The organism is Basfia succiniciproducens, assembly GCF_011455875.1.
Classification (GTDB): Bacteria; Pseudomonadota; Gammaproteobacteria; order Enterobacterales; family Pasteurellaceae; genus Basfia; species Basfia succiniciproducens.
The window spans coordinates 163,473-186,496 of sequence record NZ_CP015031.1 but is presented as its reverse complement, the minus strand read 5'-3'; the positions used below and the strand labels follow the sequence as shown (position 1 = coordinate 186,496).

The window sequence follows — 23,024 nt, the reverse complement described above, 5'->3', positions numbered from 1 at the left end:
TAAACAGCCTCTACATCCCCTAAAAAACTGTTCTGTTAAATTATAATCGGATCGGCTAACTTTGCAAATTAATAAACCGAAAAAACAAAATCCGGATTAACTTATTTATTTTGCGGAATCATTTGGTTATGCTTTTCTTGTTCCTGCTCAGCCAGTGCATCCCGAGCGGAACGAATGCTTTTTTCGATTAGAGCTCGTTTAGGATCATCTTCCGGCAGTAATCGTAACATCATCGCCCAAGTAACCGCCGCCATTTTATAATCTTCCTCTTCGAAATAATTGAACGCTAACAAACTCAGCGCCTGTAAATTTGAATGATCGCTGCGAATTACCTCTTTTAATAGTTCGTTTCCTTTGGCTCTATCGGCTTTATCATCAGAGAACATTAAGGTGCGGGCATAAGCTAATTTATAGTCCGTATTATCAGGCTTTAGTTCCGCCGCTTTACTATAACCGTTGTGGGCCAGCTCACCGTTCCCCATAGCCGTACCAAGCTGACCGAGCAACCACCAACCGTCGGCATCGTTAGGCTCTTTTTGCAACTTAATACGAAGTGCGGTGGCAAATTGCTGTAATTCCGTATCATCTAAAGGTTTTGTGTCTTCTTCTTGCAAACGTTCATAGAAGTAGGGTAATTTTTCATAGCTTTTCGCCATCATTTCCTGAGATTGCCAACCGCCCACTTTAAAATAGCTCACCCCGGCAATAATACCCAAGAAAAGAAATGCCGAAACAAACCATAATTTACTGTAAGCTTTTTTATCCGTTTTTTCCGTTACGCCTTCAGGTATATCTTCCAATAGAGACTGTTGCAACTCGGTTTTAAGTTGTGCCGCATTATCCAGTAATCCTTGCTTTTCATCCTCTTCAATTTCTTTCAGACGATCAAAATAGAAAGCTTTATTTAATGAATCCCGGTTGGTTTCTTGCTCTCTATCGGTTTGCCCGCGCAAAAGCGGATAAAAACAAATGAATGTCATAATTAGGGTAAAAACGAGCGCGCTTATCCAAAAAGTCATTGTTTATTCCTTGTTTTTCAATAACGCCTTTAAGCGTTTTTGCTGTTCGTCCGATAAGTTTTCAACCGTTGAATTCTCTGTTGAAATATCCTGAGAAGAATTTTTTATTAAAGTTTTGCCTTTTTGACGAAAAACAAATGCTAAGCCAAAACAAATTAATAATGCCGGCAATATCCATAACAGAATGGTTGCAACGGTAATCGGCGGATTATAGGTAACAAAATGTCCGTAACGCTCCACCATGTAGTTCACCACGTCTTGCTTCGTTTTACCCTCTTGCAATAATTCGAAAACTTTCGCCCGCATATCTATAGCGATAGTCGCATTCGAATCCGCGATGTTATTATTCTGGCATTGCGGGCAACGCAATTCGTTGGTTAACGCGTGATAATCGTTTTCCTGCTGGGCGGAACTGAAATTAAAAGCGTCAATCGCCGCAAAACAAGGCGATGCGACAACGGCAACAAGCATAATCAAAAGTGCGGTCAATTTTTTCATTATTTCCCGTCCTCAAGCAATTGGTTATAAATCGGTAATAGCGTGTTTTTCCACACTTTTTCGTTTACATCGCCGGCTAAACGATAATGAATCACGCCTTTCCCGTCAATAATGAAGGTTTCCGGCGCGCCATAAACGCCAAGATCCAAGGCTAATGAACCTTTTTCATCTTTTAATACCAACTGATAAGGATTATCAAGGTCTTTCAGCCATTTAACGGCTTTAGCCGAATCGTCTTTATAATCCACACCGATAATGGTAATGCCTTGTTTAGCCAGCTCATTTAAATATTGATGTTCCGCATAACAAGTGGGACACCAGGTCGCCCACACATTCAATAAAATAGGCTTGCCCTGTTTGAACACCCCGGAAGTATAGTCTTTGTTATCGAATAACCCTTGCATTACTTTTTCCGGTACGGGCTTACCAACCAAAGCGGATTCCAATAATTTAGGATCACCACCGGAAGCATTTTGCCGCAATTGGATGAAAAAAGCCCCCACTAAAATCAAAAAGATAAGTAAAGGAAGATAAAGTTTTTTATTCATTATTGTACCTATAATGTAACGATAGGAACTTGATTCCTATCCGATAACTATTTATTTAAAATTTTAGAAAAACGGTAACGACGATCGAACATACAGAGTACCCCCCCTAGAGCCATAAAGACGCCGCCAAACCAAATCCAACGGATAAAAGGTTTGTAATATAGACGCATTGCCCAGGATTTATCCTCTAACTGCTCGCCTAACGCCACATACAGATCACGGGTAAATCCCCAATCGATGGCGGCTTCCGTCATTGTCATGCGGCTTACCGTATAGAACCGTTTTTCGGCAAATAAAGAAGCTTCAAGTTTACCCTCTTTTAAAATATCCACTTGCGCCGTGCCGCCTAAATAGTTCGGTCCGTTTGCATCCCGTATGCCTTGGAATTTATATTCATAACCGGCAATGTTCACGGAATCGCCGACCGACATTCTTACGTCACGCTCAACACTAAAGTTTTGGCTGAAAGCCACGCCCCAAACAGTCATGGCAACGCCTAAATGAGCTAGAAACATTCCCCAATGAGAACGTGATAATTTAGTAATGCCGATTAAGAAGTTGTCCCGATGGGCGGCGCGTTGTTTCAGTTCATACAAGCTTAGCAGAGTAATAATCACCACCATCATCGTACCAAGTACCGCACTTAGGGATAATTTATTGCCGATAAAGTAAGGCAACGCAAAACCTAGAATAATCATCAAAAACAAACTGATAATAACCGGCTTACGGATAGCGGAAAATTTATCCCGACGCCATTTAACTAAAGGCCCGATGCCTAATAACAAAGCGAACGGCGTCATTAAAACCAAAAACATTTGATTAAAAAACGGTGCACCGATGGAAATCGAACCTAATCCCAACTGCTTATGAACTAACGGCAATAATGTACCCAACAGCACTACAACCAATGCCGCCATTAATAAAATATTATTTAACAGCAACATAGACTCGCGCGAATAGCGCTCGGCATTATCACGGGAACGAATTTGCCCCCCTTTGTAAGCATACAGAGTTAATGAACCGCCAATCACAACAATCAAATAGGCCAAAATATATAAACCGCGCGTAGGATCGGAAGCAAAAGCATGTACAGAAACCAACACGCCCGAACGCACTAAAAAAGTACCTAATAAGCAAAGCGAAAAGGCAAGAATGGCAAGCAGTACCGTCCAGGCTTTGAACGCTCCCCGTTTCTCGGTCACTGCTAAAGAATGCAATAACGCAGTGCCGGCAAGCCAAGGCATTAAGGATGAATTTTCTACCGGATCCCAGAACCACCAGCCGCCCCAGCCAAGTTCGTAATAAGCCCACCAGGAACCAAGTACGATACCTACGGTTAAAAATACCCAAGCCGCCATTGTCCAGGGACGAGACCAACGCGCCCATGCGGTGTCTAATTTCCCTGTCATTAATGAGGCGATTGAAAAAGCAAACGCGACGGAGAATCCTACATAACCCATGTAAAGCAGCGGCGGATGAAAAATCAAACCTACATCCTGCAACATTGGATTAAGTTCTTTACCGTCAATCGGCAAATTAGGGAATGTACGCACAAAAGGGTTAGACGTGAACAAAATAAAGATTAAAAACCCAATAGTCACTAACCCCATAATGCCAAGAACCCGCGCTACCGCTTCCTGTGGCAGTTGTCGGCTAAATAATGAAACAGCGACACTCCAGACCGATAACAACCAAATCCATAGTAATAACGAACCCTCGTGAGCCCCCCACACTGCGGATAACCGATATTGCAACGGCAAGCGGCTATTAGAGTTATTTACGACATATTGAATAGAAAAATCATTGACCGCAAAGGCATAAAACAAAGCGCCGAATGCAAAAGTTAAACAAATAAATAACCCATAAGTCATTGGGCGTGCCAATGACATCAATTGTTTATTTCCTTTTTCGGCTCCCCATAACGGGAAAACCGCTAATAAAATAGAAATAGCTAAGCCGAGGGCTAACGCAAAATTACCTAATTCCGCAATCATTTTTTACCTTCTTCCACAGAATTAACCGCCTTATCCAGACGATCACGATCGCTTTCACCTTGCATATCTTGATTGGATATACCCATAGGTTTATGGACTTGCTCCATTTTTTCACTTAAATCCGGCGGCACATAATTTTCATCATGTTTTGCCAACACTTCCGTTGCCTCTAAAAGCTTCGGTTCTTTTAATACGCCTTGAGCGACAATGCCTTGTCCTTCGCGGAATAAATCCGGCAGAATACCTTCGTATTCAACGGTAATTTCAGGTCCGATATCATTCACATTAAAGCTGACTTTAAGGCTATTAGGGTCCCGTTTAACGGTCCCCTCAACCACCATACCGCCGACCCGGATACGCTGCCCCACTTCCGGAATGGTATCCGGATCGTCATTTTTACCGCTGATAACCTCTGACGGCGTATAAAACAGATCAATATTCTGACGAAGCGCATACAAAACCAAAGAAGAAGCGATAGTCACACCCAGCAATACAAAAAGAATAATGGTTAATCTTGATTTACGTCTTGGATTCATAGCGCCCCTCTTGATTTCGTTGCCTGTAAACGTTGTTCCCGCTGTTGTTCCCGTTGAATTTCACGGAACACTATTTTTTTACCCCGATAACTCTGAATTGCAAGAATCAGCAAGGTAACAAAGGTAATACCATAAGAAAGCCAGACATAAAAGCCATAGCCTCCCATATAAAAAAAATCACTCCAAGATTCGAAAAACATCTCTCTCTCCTAAAATTTACAAAAAATCTACCGCACTTTTGAACATCTATAGTTATTTAATTAACGCCTTCACCCAAGGACGTTTACGATCTTCTTTCAGAAGCTCCACACGATAACGTACTAAAGTCAACCAAATGCTCAATGCCATAAAGCCGAAAATACTTAAAATCAATGGAATTAACATTGGCGTAGCGATAGAAGGTTTTTCAAATTTAGTGATACTTGCGCCTTGGTGCAGGGTATTCCACCATTCCACCGAAAAATGAATAACAGGTAAATTAATAACGCCTACAACACACAGAATTGCCGCCGCTTTCATGCCGGTATTACGATCCTGAAACGCCGAATACAACGCCATTACGCCTAAATATAAAAAGAATAAAATTAATGATGCAGTCAATCTGGCGTCCCAAACCCACCAGGCGCCCCACATAGGCTTGCCCCAAACGGCGCCGGTTACTAAAGCTAAAAAGTTCAGCGCCGCACCGATAGGCGCCATCGCAATAACCGAGAGATGCGCTTGCTTAATCTGCCAGACCAGCCCGATAAGCGCAGCAACCGCCATAGAACCGTAAACGCCCATAGACCAGATTGCCGAAGGCACGTGGACATACATAATACGGAAACTATTGCCCTGTTGATAGTCTGCGGGTGCAAACGCCAACCCCCATACACAGGCAACGGCTAATAATAAAAGCGCAATAACCGCAAAAAACGGAATAAATTTACCACATAATTTATACTGAGTTTCCGGTTTGGCATAAGGATGTAACCACTTCCACATGTTTTGTTCCTTTTTTATTGATCTAAACTGATTCGCAATGCAGCGGCAATAGCAAAAGGCGCCAAGGTTGCCGAAGCGGCAAGAATCGCACCTAAAATTGCCAAAGGCCCTGCGTAAGATAAATTTAAGGTTGCCGCATCAAGAACCGAGGCGGAAAAAATCAGGACCGGAATAAATAACGGCACTACTAACAAACTAAGTAATACGCCGCCTTTACGTAATCCCACGGTCAGCGCAACACCAATTGCTCCTATACAACTTAAAATCGGTGTGCCTATTAATAAAGTCAAAACTAACGCCCACCAAATACGCACATCTAACGACAGTAACAAAGCGGCGACGGGTGATAATAAAATTAACGGTAATCCTGTTAATATCCAATGGGCAATCACTTTTGCCAGCGCGGTTAACGCAAGCGGTTGTGCGGTCAGCATTAATTGTTCTAACGAGCCGTCGATAAAATCATCACGAAATAACCGTTCAAAGGATAATAAAGCGGATAACAAAGCGGCAACCCAGGCAATACCCGGTGCGATTTTGGATAACAAAACCGGATCCGGCCCTATAACCAATGGAAATAAAGTAATTACAATCAAAAAGAACCAGAGAGGATTTAAAATCTCCGCCTGTTTTCGCATTGCAATACGTAATTCCCGTTTGATAATTTCAAAAAAAATCATTAACTCACCAACTGCCTCAACTGAAACTTATTCATTATCCGTAAATTTATATTGCGCTAAATTAAGTACGGTTAACGCTGAACTCGGTACTTCCTGATGGCTGGTTAAAATAACGATACCGCCCTTTTCCGCCTGTTGTTCAAAAAGCTCGGTCAACACCTTTACGCCATTTTTATCAATGGCATTAAAAGGCTCGTCTAAAATCCATAAAGGCGCTTGCGAAATCCACAATCTCGCCAGTGCAATACGCTTTTGTTGCCCCGCCGAAAGCTGGCTTGCGACAATATCTTCTCTGCCTAACAACCCCACCTTTTCAAGTACATTCCACAAAATTTCATCACCTTGTCGGCAATGACCCGCCTGCTGATAAAATTTCAGATTTTCCCATGCGGTTAATTCCGGTTTAATCCCCGCATGATGTCCTAAATAAAGCAAATCATAATAATATTCTTCGCGGCATTTAGAAATATCTTCAGAATTCCACCGCACTTTTCCGGACAACGGCTGAGCAAGCCCCGCTAAAATCCGCAATAAACTGGTTTTGCCGATACCGTTATGCCCTTCAATCTGAACAAAGTCGCCGGACTGCAAATTAAACGACAGATCCGTAAACAGAATTTTATCGCCTCGCTGACAAGCAAGACGGTCAATTTTTAATTGATTTACTGATTGCATACTAGTTATCTAAGTTAAGTGGCAAAATTGTCATTGATTCTATCATAACCTTTGGTGATGACGTAGTTATTGGCGCAAATAACTTCATACCTCTTTAGAGGTGGATTATATCCTTTATTGATTTAGCTCAAGGGTTAAAGATTACCCCCATTTTCAAATAAATTTTTTTATTAAGAGCAAATCAAAAACCGCTCACTTTAAATAAAGATTAAAAAACCAAAAATCAGACTAAAAAAATTATCAGTAAGCTTTCACAAAAAAGCTGGCATAAAAAAACAGACTGAATAAAATAATTAGAATTAAACTTCAAATATATTTGATTTTACAGAATATACATCTGTATAAATTCTAAATACTCCTATTTAAAAGAAATAAATCACCAATAAATTGTTTGACAGAAAATTTTTATACTGTAAGATGAAAACGTTTTCGCATTAACGCTACATCATTTTCGATAAAGCTAAAATAGGTCGAATTAAAGGATTTTATCTTTATGTTTTCAATATCATCTTTATCTCTCAACTTATTACTCCTCTCACATTCTGTGTGCGGCTAATCGGTTGTGGATAAAAAACGGCAAATGTAAAGATTCCATAAATTAAAACCCGCACTTCAAAATGGCGGGTTTTTTCATATTTAAAATTCTCAAAAAATCCACCGCACTTTGAATGTGCATAACAAAAGGATAAGAACAATGGCAAACAATCGCGTTATTATTTTCGACACCACCTTGCGTGATGGCGAACAGGCATTAAAAGCAAGTTTAACCGTAAAAGAAAAATTACAGATTGCGCTGGCTTTAGAGCGTTTAGGCGTAGATGTGATGGAAGTGGGCTTTCCCGTTTCTTCCGCCGGCGATTTCGAATCGGTGCAAACCATTGCCAGCCATGTAAAAAACAGCGTGGTTTGCGGGCTTTCGCGAGCGGTAAATAAAGATATTGATGCGGCGGGGGAGGCCTTGAAAGTGGCGGAACGTTTTCGTATTCACACCTTTATCGCGACTTCTGCTTTGCATGTGGAAGCCAAATTAAAACGCTCTTTTGATGATGTGGTGGAAATGGCCGTCGCCGCGGTAAAACGCGCCCGCCGATATACCGATGATGTGGAGTTTTCTTGTGAGGATGCGGGTCGTACCGGTATTGATAATATCTGCCGGGTGGTGGAAGCGGCAATTAATGCCGGTGCAACGACGGTGAATATTCCGGATACCGTGGGTTTCTGTCTGCCGACGGAATACGGCAATATTATTCATCAGGTTATGAATCGAGTGCCGAATATCGACAAATCCGTTGTTTCCGTTCATTGCCATAACGACTTGGGGATGGCAACCGCCAACTCATTGACCGCAGTATTAAACGGCGCGCGTCAAATTGAATGTACCATTAACGGCATTGGTGAGCGGGCGGGCAATACCGCTCTTGAGGAAGTGGTGATGAGCATTAAAACCCGTCAGGATTTATTTGGCGTGGATACCCGGATTAATACTCAGGAAATCCACCGTGTCAGCCAAATGGTGAGCCAGATTTGCAATATGCCGATTCAGCCGAACAAAGCCATTGTCGGGGAAAACGCTTTCTCACATTCGTCAGGTATCCACCAGGACGGTATGTTGAAAAACAAAAACACCTACGAAATTATGTCGCCGGAAACCATCGGCTTGAAGAAAGAGAAATTAAACTTAACCGCCCGTTCAGGCCGTGCGGCGGTGAAAGGCCATATGGCGGACATGGGCTACACCGAGCAGGATTACGATTTGGATAAATTGTACGAAGCCTTCTTGAAACTTGCCGATAAAAAAGGCCAGGTATTCGATTACGATTTGGAAGCGCTTGCTTTTATTGATATGCAACAGGGTGATGAAGATCGTTTGAAATTGGATGTTATTACTTCGCAAACCATCAGTACCTTGCCGGCCTCCGCATTTGTTCAGGTGGAACTGGACGGCAAACGCATTAATAAAACCTCCAACGGCGGTAACGGCCCGGTGGATGCGGTATATAACGCCATTATGCAAATTGTGGGCATGGATTTGAAAATGTCTCATTACAACTTAACCGCCAAAGGCGAAGGCGCCGAAGCGCTTGGTCAAGTGGATATTGTGGTAGAATATCAGGGACGTAAATTCCACGGTGTGGGTTTGGCGACGGATATCGTGGAATCTTCCGCACTGGCGTTGGTTCACGCCATCAATGCTATTTACCGTTCGCAGAAAGTGGCGGATTTGAAAAAAGATCTTAAACATATTCATACCGTTTAAAAAAGATTGCGAAGTGCGGTCGGAATTTTAATTATTTTAGAAATAAATAGGAAAAAACAATATGTCAACATACAACGTAGCGGTACTTCCGGGTGACGGTATTGGCCCAGAGGTAATGGCGGAAGCCATTAAAGTGTTAGATAAAGTCCAGGCAAAATTCGGTTTTAAATTGAATTTCACTCAATACCTTGTGGGCGGTGCGGCAATCGATGCAAAAGGGGAACCCTTACCGGCGGAAACCTTACAAGGTTGTGACAATGCCGATGCGATTTTATTCGGTTCCGTAGGCGGCCCGAAATGGACCCATCTTCCGCCGGATCAACAGCCGGAACGAGGCGCGTTATTGCCGTTACGTAAACATTTCAAATTATTCTGTAATCTGCGTCCAGCGACCCTTTATAAAGGCTTGGAAAAATTCTGCCCGTTACGTGCGGATATTGCGGCAAAAGGCTTTGATATGGTGGTGGTCCGCGAGTTAACCGGCGGCATTTATTTTGGTCAGCCGAAAGGCCGTGACGGCGAAGGTTCCGATACCCGCGCATTTGATACCGAAGTATATTACAAATATGAAATCGAGCGCATTGCCCGCGCCGCATTCGACGCCGCGATGAAACGCCGTAAACAGGTGACTTCCGTGGATAAAGCGAACGTATTGCAAAGTTCTATTTTATGGCGCGAAACCGTGGCGGAAATCGCTAAAGAATATCCGGAAGTTCAGGTGGAAAATATGTATATTGATAACGCCACCATGCAACTTATCAAAGCGCCCGAAAGTTTTGACGTGTTGCTTTGTTCCAACATCTTCGGAGATATTATTTCCGATGAAGCGGCGATGATTACCGGCTCAATGGGAATGTTGCCGTCTGCCAGTCTGAACGAAGAGGGATTCGGTTTATACGAACCCGCAGGCGGCAGCGCACCGGATATCGCCGGTAAAGGTATTGCAAATCCGATTGCACAGATTTTGTCCGCCGCCATGATGTTGCGTTATAGCTTTAACTTAAATGAAGCGGCAACTGCAATTGAAAACGCCGTACAAAAAGTTTTGGCTGACGGCCATCGTACCGGCGATTTAGCGGATAATTCGACACCTGTTTCAACGGCGGAAATGGGTACGCTGATTGCAAATGCAATTTAATCCGTAGGGCCAGGGTTTATATCCCTGGCCCCGCTCGACCTTATGGTCTTTATCGGGCAGGCATAAAGCCTGTCCCTTCGAAAATAAGCGGAAAAACGACCGCACTTTCTACGAGATAATATTATGGCAAAAACACTCTACCAAAAATTATTCGACGCTCATGTTGTTTATGAAGCGGAAGGCGAAACGCCGATTCTTTATATTAACCGGCATTTGATTCACGAAGTCACCTCACCGCAGGCATTTGACGGTCTGCGCGTAGCCGGTCGCCAAGTGCGCCAGGTAAGCAAAACCTTCGGTACCATGGATCACAGTATTTCAACCCAAGTCCGTGATGTGAACAAACTTGAAGGTCAGGCAAAAATTCAGGTGCTGGAATTAGATAAAAACTGTAAAGCCACCGGGATTTCATTATTCGATATGAATACCAAAGAACAAGGTATCGTGCATGTCATGGGGCCTGAGCAAGGCTTAACTTTGCCGGGGATGACCATTGTCTGCGGTGACTCGCACACTGCAACCCACGGCGCCTTCGGCGCTCTTGCCTTCGGCATCGGTACTTCCGAAGTGGAACACGTATTAGCGACCCAAACCCTGAAACAGGCCCGAACCAAAAGCATGAAAGTTGAAGTACGCGGCAAAGTCAATCCGGGTATTACTGCAAAAGATATCGTACTTGCCATTATCGGCAAAACCACCATGGCGGGCGGTACCGGTCATGTAGTGGAATTTTGCGGCGAAGCCATTCGTGATCTTTCTATGGAAGGACGAATGACCGTATGTAACATGGCCATTGAATTCGGTGCGAAAGCGGGCTTGGTTGCACCGGACGAAACTACCTTTGAATACTTAAAAGGCCGTCCGCACGCTCCGAAAGGCAAAGATTGGGACGATGCCGTCGCTTATTGGAAAACGTTAAAATCCGATGAAGACGCACAATTCGATACGGTTGTGGTTCTGGAAGCCAAAGATATCGCTCCGCAAGTTACTTGGGGGACGAACCCGGGTCAAGTGATCGGCATTGACCAATTAGTACCTAATCCGGCGGAAATGACGGATCCCGTGACCAAGGCATCGGCGGAAAAAGCCCTGGCTTATATCGGTTTAGAACCTAATACCGATTTGAAAAACGTGCCGGTGGATCAAGTCTTTATCGGTTCCTGTACCAACTCCCGCATTGAAGATTTACGGGCGGCTGCGGCGGTTATGAAAGGCCGTAAAAAAGCGGATAACGTGAAACGCGTATTAGTAGTTCCGGGTTCGGGTTTAGTGAAAGAACAAGCGGAAAAAGAAGGATTGGATAAAATCTTTTTGGCAGCGGGCGCCGAATGGCGTAATCCGGGCTGTTCCATGTGCTTAGGCATGAACGACGACCGTTTGGGCGAATGGGAACGTTGCGCGTCTACTTCAAACCGCAATTTTGAAGGCCGTCAGGGGCGTAACGGACGCACTCACTTAGTCAGTCCGGCAATGGCGGCGGCAGCGGCGGTATTCGGCAAATTCGTCGATATTCGCAATGTATCTCTAAATTAACCGTAGGGGCAGGGTTTATACCCGCCCGTTGAGACCTTAATTTTAGGGCGGATATAAAATCCGCCCCTACAAAATATGACAAGGATAGATAAAATGGCAGGCTTAAAACAACACTCAGGCTTAGTGGTTCCACTGGACGCAGCAAACGTGGACACCGACGCAATCATTCCGAAACAATTTTTACAGGCCATCACCCGCGTAGGTTTCGGCAAACATTTATTCCATGAATGGCGTTATTTAGATGCGGCGGAAACCCAACCGAATCCGGAATTCGTGTTGAATTTCCCGCAATATCAGGGTGCCAGTATTTTACTTGCCCGCAAAAATTTAGGCTGCGGTTCGTCCCGCGAACATGCTCCTTGGGCATTGGCGGACTACGGTTTCAAAGTGATGATTGCGCCGAGTTTCGCGGATATTTTCTACAACAACAGTTTAAACAACCATATGTTGCCGATTAAATTAAGCGAGCAGGAAGTGGAAGAGATTTTCCAATGGGTGTGGGCAAATCCGGGTAAAAAAATCGACGTGGATTTAGAAGCGAAAACCGTCACTGTCGGTGAAAAAGTCTATCATTTTGATTTGGACGAATTCCGCCGCCACTGCTTGCTGGAAGGCTTGGACAATATCGGTTTAACCCTTCAGCACGAAGACGCTATCGCCGCTTACGAAAGTAAAATTCCGGCGTTTTTGCGTTAAAAATAAATCATAAAAAAGTGCGGACCAAAAAACTCAAGATTTTTTGACCGCACTTTTATGTCTATTCCTATGATAAACACAACTAATGCAAACCTAATTGACGGCGGATTTTACGCAATAATAAAAATACCCAAGGCCATAATAATCCGCTGATTAGCGCACCGAAGATTTCTTTCCAGTCAAACTCGGCGCTGTGAATAAAGAGTTCAAGCAGGAAAACACCCAGACGAACAAAAAAGACTAAGACGACAATCAGCAAACTTTGTTGCCAAAGGGATAAGTTACGCAAAATCTGATGGTAACGGGCAATTAAATAAGCAAAACAGGACAACACGAGCGCATGAACGCCCAATACGGTACCAAGCAATACATCCCAAACAACACCGAATATGAATGCCGTGCCGATATTAATTCTTGTGGGTAAAGCCAAAACCCAGTAGGTTAATGCCAAAACCAACCAGGCAGGTTTAAAGCTATGAAATCCTGCGGGCCAAGGCGAAATTTCCAGTACTAACGCCACAATAAATATCGCTAATAATGCGAATAATTGTACAAAGAAATTGCCTTTCATTAATCTTCCTCTCTATGCTCTTTTAGCTCGGGATCCACTTGCGTATCATTACGGTTCATCTCCGGAAGATTTTCCGGCGAAGGAATGTTTTCTTCGCTATTATTTAGTTGTACCGGCGCTTTTGTCGCATCATCTTCCGTTACCGGAATTTTCTTTTGTTCGGAAGCCGTATTCGCCAAACGTTGTTTCACCGCATTACGTACATCTTCCGGCGAAGCCGCTTGCGCCTTGTGGATATCGTCGCCGGCGGGCCATACCAATAAAACGTAACGTAACCGCTCTAAAGAAGCCAAAGGTTTCGCGCTAACCGTGGCAAAATAATTTGAACCGTCACGAGATACATTTTCGACCACCGCAACCGGATAACCTTCAGGGAATCGTCCGCCTAAACCGGAGGTCACCAATAAATCCCCTTTCACAATATCCACAGAACGCGGCACATTATCCAGCGTTAATTCATCGGTTCTGCCCGTACCGCTCGCAATCACACGCACATCATTACGCAGCACCTGCACGGGAATGGAATGAGTAACATCGCTCAGCAGTAATACTCGACTGGCGGCTTCTCCCACAGAAATAATCTGCCCGATTACACCTTTTTCATCAATAACGGGTTGTCCCACATAAGCGCCGTCATTCCGACCTTGGTTAATAACTACTTGTTGGCGGTAAACGTCCGTTTCTGCGGTTAGAATTTCGGCTATTTTTTTATATTCATCAGTACGTAAAGGAGAATTTAATAGGAGGCGTAAACGCTGGTTTTCAACTTTTAATTGATCCAACAAAAGAAGATCGGCGTTTTTCTCACGGAGTTGTTGTTTAAGAACTTTATTTTCGATTTGCAATTTATTGGTATCAACCAGATTATCCGATACATTATCCAGCACTGTTCGCGGTGTATTTGCCAAATAGTATAAGCCGCCTACTGCCGTATCAATAAAATTACGGGTTTGGATCATTATATTAGTCTGCCCGTCAAACAGGATCATGCCGACAGACAACATCACGGCAAGAACAAGACGTAACCCAAGCGAAGGCGCTTTGGTGAAAATTGTTTTCATATCGTTACTATTTATACCAATTACTAAATCAAAAGTGCGGTGAAAATTACCGCACTTTTTTTACTTAATTATCATGAGGTTATTAATTAAGATTAATCTTCACTAAAGATATCGCCACCATGTTTATCGATCATTTCCAAGGCTTCGCCGCCACCGCGAGCAACACAAGTTAGCGGGTCTTCGGCAACCACTACCGGTACGCCCGATTCTTTAGAAAGCAATACATCAATATTGCGTAATAATGCGCCGCCGCCGGTAAGAACCATACCGCGTTCATAAATATCCGCCGCATGTTCAGGTTTACATTCTTCAAGCGCAGTTCGCATTGCCGTAACAATGCCGTCAAGCGGTTGCTGAATAGCTTCCAACACATCATGAGAAGTTAAACGAAACGCACGAGGCGCCCCTTCGGCCAGATTACTGCCATAAACTTCAAGTTCTTTCACTTCGCTTTCATCCTGAATATAAGCGGTACCGATTTCTTGTTTGATATGTTCTGCTGTCGCTTCGCCGATAATAGAACCGAAAGTACGGCGAACATAAGCTATAATCGCTTCATCAAAACGGTCACCACCGATACGGACTGATGAAGAATAAGCCACACCGTTTAAAGCAATTACCGCAATTTCAGTGGTACCGCCGCCGATGTCAATAACCATCGAACCCGTTGGGGTTGAAACAGGTAATTTCGCACCGATTGCCGCAGCCATCGGCTCTTCAATTAAATATACTTCGCGAGCACCCGCACCGATTGCCGATTCTTTAATCGCGCGGCGTTCAACCTGAGTTGCGCCTGCAGGCACACAAATTAAGACGCGAGGGCTAGGACGCAAGAAATTGCCGCTATGCACTTGTTTGATAAAATGCTGCAACATTTTTTCGGTTACGAAAAAATCGGCAATTACGCCGTCTTTCATCGGGCGAATTGCATCAATGTTGTTCGAAGTACGACCAAGCATCATTTTGGCATCTTTACCCACCGCAATGATACTTTTTAATGAGCCTACGCGATCCTTACGAATTGCCACCACTGAAGGTTCATCAAGTACAATACCCTGACCTTTCACATAAATTAAGGTGTTTGCCGTACCTAAATCGATAGATAAGTCGTTGGAAAATAAACCACGAATTTTTTTAAATAACATACGAATTCCGTTAATAAATTAAAAATGGTTAAAACTCTATATGGAGTTTGCAAAAAATTGTGCTAAATGTATCAAAAAATCCGTTTTTTTTACAGTGAATTTTACAGAAATTTCAAATAAAGCGGAATAATTAAAAGAAAAATCCCAATCTATCAAAATATTAGACTGGGATTTTATGTCATTCATTAAATCAAATCAGACCGAGATAAAAAGTGCGGTCAATTTTAAGCGATTTTTGGTTGCTTAAATACGGTGACTTCGGGCACTTCTCCCGTATATTTTTCAACTTGCACAATACAGGTATTCGGCGAATTGCCTTGTGCCAGTTTTGATGTTCCCTCATCTCGAGTTAACACGTTGGCACAACCGTTTTTGCATAAAGGTCGCTCTGTTTGTCCGAGATCCAGCGGATCATACCAAGCGCCTTCATGAATTGCTACAGTGCCTTTAATCACCCCGTCAGTCACCACCGCACCGGTTAAAACCTGACCGCGTTTATTAAATACCCGGACAATATCGCCGTTTGCAATACCGCGAGCCGCCGCATCATCCTTATGAATCAGTACGGGTTCGCGATCTTTCACCGCATATTTTTCCCGTAATGAGGTATGGGCAAGCTGGCTATGTAAACGATAATAAGGATGAGGCGTTACCAACGCTAAAGGTTCTTCTGCAGTTACATTGCCGGCAAATTCTTCCGGTTCCATCCAACTCGGATAGCCTTTGCAGTCGTCGTAATTCATCTTCGCAATCGTGTTTGAATAAATTTCAATTTTACCGGAAGGCGTTCCCAACGGATTTAACAGCGGATCTTCGCGGAATTCGGCATAACGCACCCATTTTTTCGCACTATCCGTCGAATTAAAGGTAATAGGTTTGTTTTCATTCCAGAAATCATCGAATTTAGGCATTAATACTCGATTTGCCCGGGCGGCATTAAACGCCGTTTCATAGAAACCTTTCAACCATTGCATTTCAGTTTTGCCTTCGGTGAACTGTTCTTCAACGCCCGCACGTTTGGCAAGTTCGGCAAAAATATCATAGTCGCTTTTTGCTTCGAATTGCGGTTCCACCACTTGTTTCATCGGAAAAATATTCATCATTGAATAATCGCCGGACATAGTTAAGTCATTGCGTTCATAGCTGGTCGTTGCCGGAAGAACGATATCCGCCATACGCGCCGTCGGTGTCCAATTCACTTCATTAACAATAATAGTTTCCGGTTTTTGCCAGGCTTTTACCATGGTGTTGGTATCCTGATGATGAACAAACGGATTACCGCCCGCCCAATAAATTAATTTAATATCCGGATAGGTAACTTCCGTGCCGTTATATTGAATGGTTTTACCCGGGTTTAATAACGCATCGGAAATACGGGCTAACGGGAAAGAGAATTTAGATACGTCGTCCAACCAGGTTTTCGCGCCGGCCTGGGTTGAAGGATTTGCCGTAATAGAACCTAAAATACCGCCTCTTGCAGTTGGCACACCGCCGTTTGAGTAATGATAACTCAACCCGAATCCGCCGCCCGGTAAGCCGATTTGACCAAGCATTGAAGCCAGTGTCACCATCATCCAGTGGGATTGTTCGCCGTGGCGTTGACGTTGCATACCCCAACCGCCCATTAACATTGTTCGTTTTGCAGAAAAATCCGCAGCTAATTGTTTGATAGTTTGTGCCGGCACACCGCAAATTTTTTCCGCCCATTCCGCAGTTTTAAGTTGATTATCAATTTTACCTAACAAATATTCTTCGAATTTATCATAGCCGGTAGTATAGTTTTTCAAGAATTCTTTATCATGTTTATTCTCGTTAACTAAAGTATGAGCGATACCTAACATTAACGGCACATCCGTTCCCGTGTTTATAGGGATCCATTCAGCACCTAAATATTCGCAACTTTCGCTGCGAACCGGGTCGATACAAATAATACGTTTACCCGTTTCTTTGAATTTTTTAAAATATTCAAGACCTTTCTGATCCGTTGAAGTCCAGGCAATACGCATCGTCGCTAACGGATTGGCGCCCCATAAAACAATCGTATCGGAACTTTCAAGAATCACTTCCCAGCTGGTTTGTTGTTCGTAAACTTCAATGGTACCCAATACGTGCGGCATAATCACTTGAGCTGCTCCGGTTGAATAATCGCCTTTTGTGCCGACAAAACCGCCGGTAATATTCATATAGCGGTGCAATAAAGTACGGGCGGCATGCAAAGCACCCGAACTATACCAACCGTAGGATCCGGCAAAAATACCTGAAGCGCCGTAAGTTTCCCGCACACGTTTCATTTCTTTTGCAACAAGATCAAACGCCTGCTCCCACGAAATACGAACCCACGTATCATGACCGCGCAAACTACGATCTTGGTTGCCGTCAAGATAACCTTTACGAACCATCGGATATTTAACCCGGGCTTCACTGTAAAGTTGATCTGCAACCACAGACTGTAATTCGTTTTCAATCGGTGCCGCAATAGCCGGTCCTGATTTCACTACTTTGCCATTTTCAACCACCACACCTAAAGGCCCCCAATGGGCTGCGGTAACTACTGTTTTTGAGTTTGTTTCCGCCGCATTAGCGGTAACTGACAATAAACCTGTTATACCGCCGGTAGTTGCGGTTGCCATAGAAGCACCGGCAAATCCCAAGGATGAACTTTTTAAAAAGTTACGACGACTGTTATTTACTTTTTTCATATTTATTCCCCTGTTAGGTCATAAAAGTTAGTGCATATCTTTTGCATGACGTTGCAAGTAGATAGTAAGCGCTCTTACTTCATTCGCCGTCATGGACGTACGATCTTTCATTGAATTGACTACCCCAATCCATTGGTTGGCCGTGTAATGATCCGCTCCAATCGCCGCATGGCAACCGCTGCAATGAGTTTGGTTTAAATTATGGCCGTATTGATTTAAAGATTCTAAGTTAGAAGTAACCGCACTTTTCGGTACGCTAACGTTAATGTTCACTTGTTTCCAATCCGAATCGGTCACTTCATCATGGACGGTGTTAACTACATTTACATGAGTTTTAGCTTCCTCATTTAATACTGCAACATTAATACGCTTACCTAACTCCTTATAAATTAAGCTTTCGGCTCCCGTTTGTTGCCAACCTTCAATAGTACCGATAAAGTTATTGTCTTCTTCTTTCCAGTTTGCCAATTCGGCATAAGGCAATAAACGCGCCTCACCGCCGTCAATCAGCGTTGCCGTTGAAACATTGGAAGCATACAAAGGCTGATTATCGACAATTTGCGCCGCTTGTGCCGGTACATTTTCCTGAACGGAAGCAACCGCATGTGTCTCCGGCATAAAATGAACCAGTCCTTTATGACAATCAATACAGGTTTGATTGGTTTCTTTTGCGAGTTTATGCATTTTTTGCGCGGAATCCGATTGTTCCGAAACAATCATGGCATCTTCATTATGACAAGAACGGCAGGTAGCGGAATCATTCGCTTTCATTTCATCCCAAACCCGTTGAGCCAGTTCTCCGCGCTGTTCTTCGAACGCAGCCCGGTCAGGGATTTTATTGGTCAAAGTGAACCATACATCTTTTAACGCAATAACTTTAGCTTTGACGTAATCAATGCCGTCATGAGGAATATGACAATCTGCGCATTCCGCTCTTATTCCTTTTGTATTGGAAAAATGACCGGATGTTTTCCATTCTTCGGCAGGATATTCCATTGAATGGCAGCTTACGCAAAATTCCGTAGAACTGGTCGCCTTCATGACATATTGACCGCCCAATAACAATAAAGCACCAATCACCAGTAAAACAGCCGCAGCCCATATTGAAATTTTTTTGCGTTTCGACATTTCCTTATCCCACCTCTTTAAAAAGATATAAAAATTAACTACTTATAGTTACCTATAATGAGGGAAAGTATAATTAAAAGAAATAAAGAGGGCAATATAAGCGAGGGGATAAAAATTGCTGAATGGATTAACTAATACGATTAATTTTGATTTTTGTGAGCTACATCAAAATAAAAAAATAGAATAAAAAAGACCGCACTTTTAATTATAAATTGAAAAGTGCGGTCAAAAATTTTATTTTTTCGCTAAAATCGGTTTTAAGAATCGTCCCGTATGGGAAAGCGGATTTTGAGCCACTTCTTCCGGCGTACCGGTTGCGATAATTTCACCGCCGCCACTACCGCCTTCAGGCCCTAAATCCACAATCCAGTCGGCGGTTTTAATAACATCAAGATTATGCTCGATAACCACAATGGTATTGCCTTGATTTCGTAAACGATGCAATACTTCAAGCAACTGTTTAATATCGGCAAAATGTAAACCGGTTGTCGGCTCGTCAAGAATATAAAGGGTTTTCCCCGTATCCCGTTTCGATAATTCCGTCGCCAGCTTGACACGTTGCGCTTCGCCGCCGGAAAGGGTTGTTGAAGACTGCCCTAAACGAATATAGGACAAACCCACATCAATCAACGTTTGTAGTTTACGGGCAATCATCGGAACAACATCAAAAAATTCCCGCGCCTCTTCCACCGTCATATCCAGCACCTGATGAATGGTTTTACCTTTGTAACGGATTTCCAGCGTTTCACGATTATAACGCTTGCCTTTACATTGATCACAAGGCACATAAACATCAGGCAAGAAATGCATTTCAACTTTTAACACACCGTCACCCTGGCAGGCCTCGCAACGCCCGCCACGTACATTAAAGCTAAATCGTCCGGGGTTATAACCGCGGGCACGCGACTCCGGTACGCCGGCAAATAATTCGCGAATCGGCGTGAATAGCCCGGTGTAAGTCGCCGGATTCGAACGAGGTGTCCGCCCGATCGGGCTTTGGTCAATATTAATGACTTTATCGAAAAACTCTAACCCTTCAATGGATTTATAAGGTGCATATTCAATATTATCGGCACGATTTAACACATTTTGCGCAATCGGGAATAAAGTATCGTTGATCAGGGTCGATTTTCCCGAACCCGACACCCCGGTAATACAGGTAAACAAACCGACCGGAAGGGCTAAATTCACATTTTTAAGGTTGTTGCCCGCAGCGCCGTTTAAATGCAGAAATTTCTTTTTATCAACTGCGGTACGTTTTTGCGGAATTTCGATCTCTTCCTCACCGGATAAAAATTTACCGGTAATAGAATTCGGATTTTGCATAATCTGTTCCGCCGTTCCTTCAGCAATCACATTTCCGCCGTGAACGCCCGCACCCGGTCCGATATCAATAATATGATCCGCCAGTCGGATTGCATCTTCATCATGTTCCACGACGATAACCGTATTACCTAAATTTCTTAAATGAATCAATGTATTAAGTAACCGTTCATTATCGCGCTGATGCAACCCGATAGAGGGTTCGTCCAGCACGTACATTACGCCCACCAGCCCGGCGCCGATTTGGCTGGCAAGGCGAATACGTTGTGCCTCACCGCCGGATAAGGTTTCCGCCGAACGGGAAAGGGAAAGGTAATTCAATCCCACGTTCACCAAGAAGGATAACCGTTCTTTAATTTCCTTTAAAATTTTCTCTGCAATCTGTGCTTTTTGCCCCGCTAATGCTAGTTTTTCAAAAAACGAATAGGCTTCGCCGATACTCATTTCAGAAATATCCGGCAAATTTGTTTGCCCGATATACACATGCCGGGCTTCAGGGCGCAGACGGGAACCGCCACAGTCGGAACAAGGGCGGTTACTAATGTTTTTTGCTAGTTCTTCACGCACCGACATTGACTCCGTCTCTTTATAACGACGAGCCATATTATTTAGAATACCTTCAAACGGATGACGACGAACGACAACGTCACCACGATCATTCATATATTTAAATTCGATTTCCTCTTTGCCGGAACCGTTCATGATGACCTGTTGAATATTTTTTGGTAATTCCTCATAAGGCGCCTCAATATCAAAATGATAATGTTCGGCAAGGGAGGTCAGCATTTGATAATAATAGAAATTACGGCGATCCCAACCTTTTACCGCACCTCCGGCAAGAGAAACCGCAGGATTTTGAACTACCCGTTTTTCATCAAAATATTGTTGCACGCCTAAACCGTCACAAGTCGGACAAGCGCCGGCAGGATTATTGAAAGAAAATAAACGAGGTTCGAGTTCCGGCACGGAATATCCGCAGTGGGGGCAAGCAAAATTGGCGGAAAACACTAATTCTTCGGCTTTTGCATCTTCCATATCGGCGACAACCGCCGTACCGCCGGAAAGTTCGAGTGCGGTTTCAAAAGATTCCGCCAGACGCGTCGCCAAATCGGCGCGTACTTTAAAACGATCCACCACCACTTCGATAGTATGCTTTTTCTGTAATTCCAATTTCGGCGGATCGGATAAATCACAAATCTCGCCGTCAATGCGGGCTCGAATATAACCTTGTGCGGCAATGTGTTCCAGAATTTTGACATGTTCCCCTTTACGGGCTTTTACCACCGGCGCAAGCAACATCATTTTACGGCCTTCCGGTAATGTCAGCACTTTATCCACCATTTGGGAAATAGTCTGCGCAGTTAACGCCACATTATGCGTCGGGCAACGCGGCTCACCCACCCGGGCAAACAACAAACGCAGATAATCATGAATTTCAGTGATGGTTCCTACTGTTGAACGAGGATTATGGGAAGTGGATTTCTGTTCAATAGAAATTGCAGGCGACAAGCCCTCAATATGATCCACGTCCGGTTTTTCCATTAAGGATAAAAATTGGCGGGCATAAGCGGAAAGCGATTCCACGTAACGGCGCTGCCCTTCTGCGTAAAGAGTATCAAAAGCAAGAGAGGATTTACCCGAACCGGAAAGTCCTGTGATTACAATTAATTTATCGCGAGGAATAATTAAATTGATATTTTTAAGATTATGTGTTCTCGCCCCACGAATATCTATAACGTCCATAACATCCTAAATTTAAGCCAAAATTTTTCAAAATTGCGAGCATTATCGCATATTTTATAAACTGTGAAAATATCCAGTTAAATTTTATAGATTTTTTCTCGGTTTTCGGGCAAAATAAGACAAATTTTTAAAATAAAACATAGAGGAAATTATGGCAGGAATTAATAAAGTCATTATCGTCGGACACTTAGGTAATGATCCGGAAATTCGCACCATGCCCAATGGTGAAGCGGTTGCCAATATCAGTGTTGCAACCAGTGAAAGCTGGACGGATAAAAACACCGGCGAACGTCGCGAAGTAACGGAATGGCACCGTATCGTATTTTATCGTCGTCAGGCGGAAGTGGCCGGCGAATATTTACGTAAAGGTTCGCAGGTTTATGTGGAAGGTCGTTTACGTACCCGGAAATGGCAGGATCAGAACGGTCAGGATCGTTACACTACGGAAATTCAAGGCGACGTACTGCAAATGTTAGGCGGTCGCGGTCAAACTGCCGATGCGGGCTTCGCCGCACCACAGCCAAACCAATCATTCTCAAGACCTCAAGCGAGTGCAGCTCGTCAACAACCTGCAACCCGTCCGGCGCCGGCAGCGGAACCCGCAATGGATAACTTTGATGATGATATTCCGTTTTAAGGACTTATATGCAAAAACCCGGTTTTTCCGGGTTTTTTAGTCCCTGTTTCTCAGCATAAATTAAATTATATTATATAGATTATTTCTGTCTAAATTTTAACCTCACCTTCCTCAACTTTGTGAGAAAAATCACAGTTTTAAACTTACCCTTCCCTTGTA

At 43.6% G+C, this 23,024-nt stretch carries 20 protein-coding genes; 5 read left to right on the top strand and 15 right to left on the bottom strand.

The window, feature by feature from the left end; translation table 11 throughout:
- Positions 1-101: 101 nt before the first annotated feature.
- From ccmI to ccmA, 9 genes are read right to left on the bottom strand one after another with little or no spacing between them, the layout of a single operon-like run.
- The gene (ccmI, locus tag A4G13_RS00920) at positions 102-1,019 is read right to left on the bottom strand and encodes a c-type cytochrome biogenesis protein CcmI (RefSeq protein WP_090654357.1); all 918 of its coding nucleotides are present in this window, start codon (positions 1,017-1,019) and stop codon (positions 102-104) included.
- A gap of 3 nt (positions 1,020-1,022) precedes the next feature.
- Positions 1,023-1,517: a cytochrome c-type biogenesis protein gene (locus A4G13_RS00915; protein ID WP_090654355.1), complete on the bottom strand. Its 495-nt coding sequence runs from the start codon at positions 1,515-1,517 to the stop codon at positions 1,023-1,025.
- Entirely contained in the window at positions 1,517-2,065 is a 549-nt protein-coding gene (locus A4G13_RS00910; RefSeq protein ID WP_090654353.1) for a DsbE family thiol:disulfide interchange protein, read from the bottom strand. The genes A4G13_RS00915 and A4G13_RS00910 overlap by 1 nt, the downstream gene beginning before the upstream one ends.
- A gap of 47 nt (positions 2,066-2,112) precedes the next feature.
- Positions 2,113-4,059 carry a heme lyase CcmF/NrfE family subunit gene (locus tag A4G13_RS00905; RefSeq protein ID WP_090654351.1) on the bottom strand — a complete coding sequence of 649 codons (1,947 nt, stop codon included), beginning with the start codon at positions 4,057-4,059 and terminating at the stop codon, positions 2,113-2,115.
- The gene (gene ccmE / locus A4G13_RS00900) at positions 4,056-4,595 is read right to left on the bottom strand and encodes a cytochrome c maturation protein CcmE (RefSeq protein WP_011199784.1); all 540 of its coding nucleotides are present in this window, start codon (positions 4,593-4,595) and stop codon (positions 4,056-4,058) included. The genes A4G13_RS00905 and ccmE overlap by 4 nt, the downstream gene beginning before the upstream one ends.
- Positions 4,592-4,795 (bottom strand): heme exporter protein CcmD, encoded by a 204-nt coding sequence (gene ccmD / locus A4G13_RS00895; protein WP_090654349.1) that lies wholly within the window; start codon positions 4,793-4,795, stop codon positions 4,592-4,594. The genes ccmE and ccmD overlap by 4 nt, the downstream gene beginning before the upstream one ends.
- A 52-nt stretch (positions 4,796-4,847) precedes the next feature.
- A complete protein-coding gene (locus tag A4G13_RS00890; RefSeq protein WP_090654347.1) occupies positions 4,848-5,579 on the bottom strand; it encodes a heme ABC transporter permease in 732 nt (243 codons plus the stop codon).
- Positions 5,580-5,593: 14 nt separating this feature from the next.
- Complete coding sequence (gene ccmB, locus A4G13_RS00885) at positions 5,594-6,259, bottom strand: heme exporter protein CcmB (protein WP_011199781.1); 666 nt, start codon at positions 6,257-6,259, stop codon at positions 5,594-5,596.
- Positions 6,260-6,286: 27 nt separating this feature from the next.
- Positions 6,287-6,934: a cytochrome c biogenesis heme-transporting ATPase CcmA gene (gene ccmA, locus A4G13_RS00880; protein WP_090654345.1), complete on the bottom strand. Its 648-nt coding sequence runs from the start codon at positions 6,932-6,934 to the stop codon at positions 6,287-6,289.
- Between the two features lie 694 nt (positions 6,935-7,628).
- On the opposite strand from ccmA, the gene leuA reads away from it, so the two are divergent.
- The 4 genes from leuA to leuD all read left to right on the top strand — a co-directional run bounded on the left by leuA (position 7,629) and on the right by leuD (position 12,558).
- The gene (gene leuA / locus A4G13_RS00875) at positions 7,629-9,191 is read left to right on the top strand and encodes a 2-isopropylmalate synthase (protein ID WP_090654344.1); all 1,563 of its coding nucleotides are present in this window, start codon (positions 7,629-7,631) and stop codon (positions 9,189-9,191) included.
- A gap of 61 nt (positions 9,192-9,252) precedes the next feature.
- Entirely contained in the window at positions 9,253-10,329 is a 1,077-nt protein-coding gene (leuB, locus tag A4G13_RS00870) for a 3-isopropylmalate dehydrogenase (protein WP_011199777.1), read from the top strand.
- Between the two features lie 123 nt (positions 10,330-10,452).
- Positions 10,453-11,862, top strand: coding sequence for a 3-isopropylmalate dehydratase large subunit (gene leuC / locus A4G13_RS00865; RefSeq protein WP_090654342.1), 1,410 nt, complete (start codon positions 10,453-10,455; stop codon positions 11,860-11,862).
- Positions 11,863-11,955: 93 nt separating this feature from the next.
- Positions 11,956-12,558, top strand: coding sequence for a 3-isopropylmalate dehydratase small subunit (gene leuD, locus A4G13_RS00860; RefSeq protein ID WP_090654340.1), 603 nt, complete (start codon positions 11,956-11,958; stop codon positions 12,556-12,558).
- An 82-nt stretch (positions 12,559-12,640) separates the two neighbouring features.
- On the opposite strand, the gene mreD is transcribed toward leuD, so the two are convergent.
- The 6 genes from mreD to uvrA form a co-directional block, all read right to left on the bottom strand.
- Positions 12,641-13,129 carry a rod shape-determining protein MreD gene (mreD, locus tag A4G13_RS00855; RefSeq protein ID WP_090654338.1) on the bottom strand — a complete coding sequence of 163 codons (489 nt, stop codon included), beginning with the start codon at positions 13,127-13,129 and terminating at the stop codon, positions 12,641-12,643.
- Positions 13,129-14,190: a rod shape-determining protein MreC gene (mreC, locus tag A4G13_RS00850; protein WP_090654336.1), complete on the bottom strand. Its 1,062-nt coding sequence runs from the start codon at positions 14,188-14,190 to the stop codon at positions 13,129-13,131. The genes mreD and mreC overlap by 1 nt, the downstream gene beginning before the upstream one ends.
- 92 nt (positions 14,191-14,282) lie before the next feature.
- Positions 14,283-15,335: a rod shape-determining protein gene (locus A4G13_RS00845; RefSeq protein WP_011199769.1), complete on the bottom strand. Its 1,053-nt coding sequence runs from the start codon at positions 15,333-15,335 to the stop codon at positions 14,283-14,285.
- A 224-nt stretch (positions 15,336-15,559) separates the two neighbouring features.
- Positions 15,560-18,034: a trimethylamine-N-oxide reductase TorA gene (torA, locus tag A4G13_RS00840; RefSeq protein ID WP_090654334.1), complete on the bottom strand. Its 2,475-nt coding sequence runs from the start codon at positions 18,032-18,034 to the stop codon at positions 15,560-15,562.
- 27 nt (positions 18,035-18,061) lie between these two features.
- Entirely contained in the window at positions 18,062-19,162 is a 1,101-nt protein-coding gene (locus tag A4G13_RS00835) for a NapC/NirT family cytochrome c (RefSeq protein WP_090654332.1), read from the bottom strand.
- Between the two features lie 234 nt (positions 19,163-19,396).
- Entirely contained in the window at positions 19,397-22,228 is a 2,832-nt protein-coding gene (uvrA, locus tag A4G13_RS00830) for an excinuclease ABC subunit UvrA (RefSeq protein ID WP_090654330.1), read from the bottom strand.
- Between the two features lie 151 nt (positions 22,229-22,379).
- Between uvrA and A4G13_RS00825 the strand changes: the two genes are divergently transcribed.
- Positions 22,380-22,865 (top strand): single-stranded DNA-binding protein, encoded by a 486-nt coding sequence (locus tag A4G13_RS00825; protein WP_011199764.1) that lies wholly within the window; start codon positions 22,380-22,382, stop codon positions 22,863-22,865.
- The last annotated feature ends 159 nt before the right edge of the window (positions 22,866-23,024 follow it).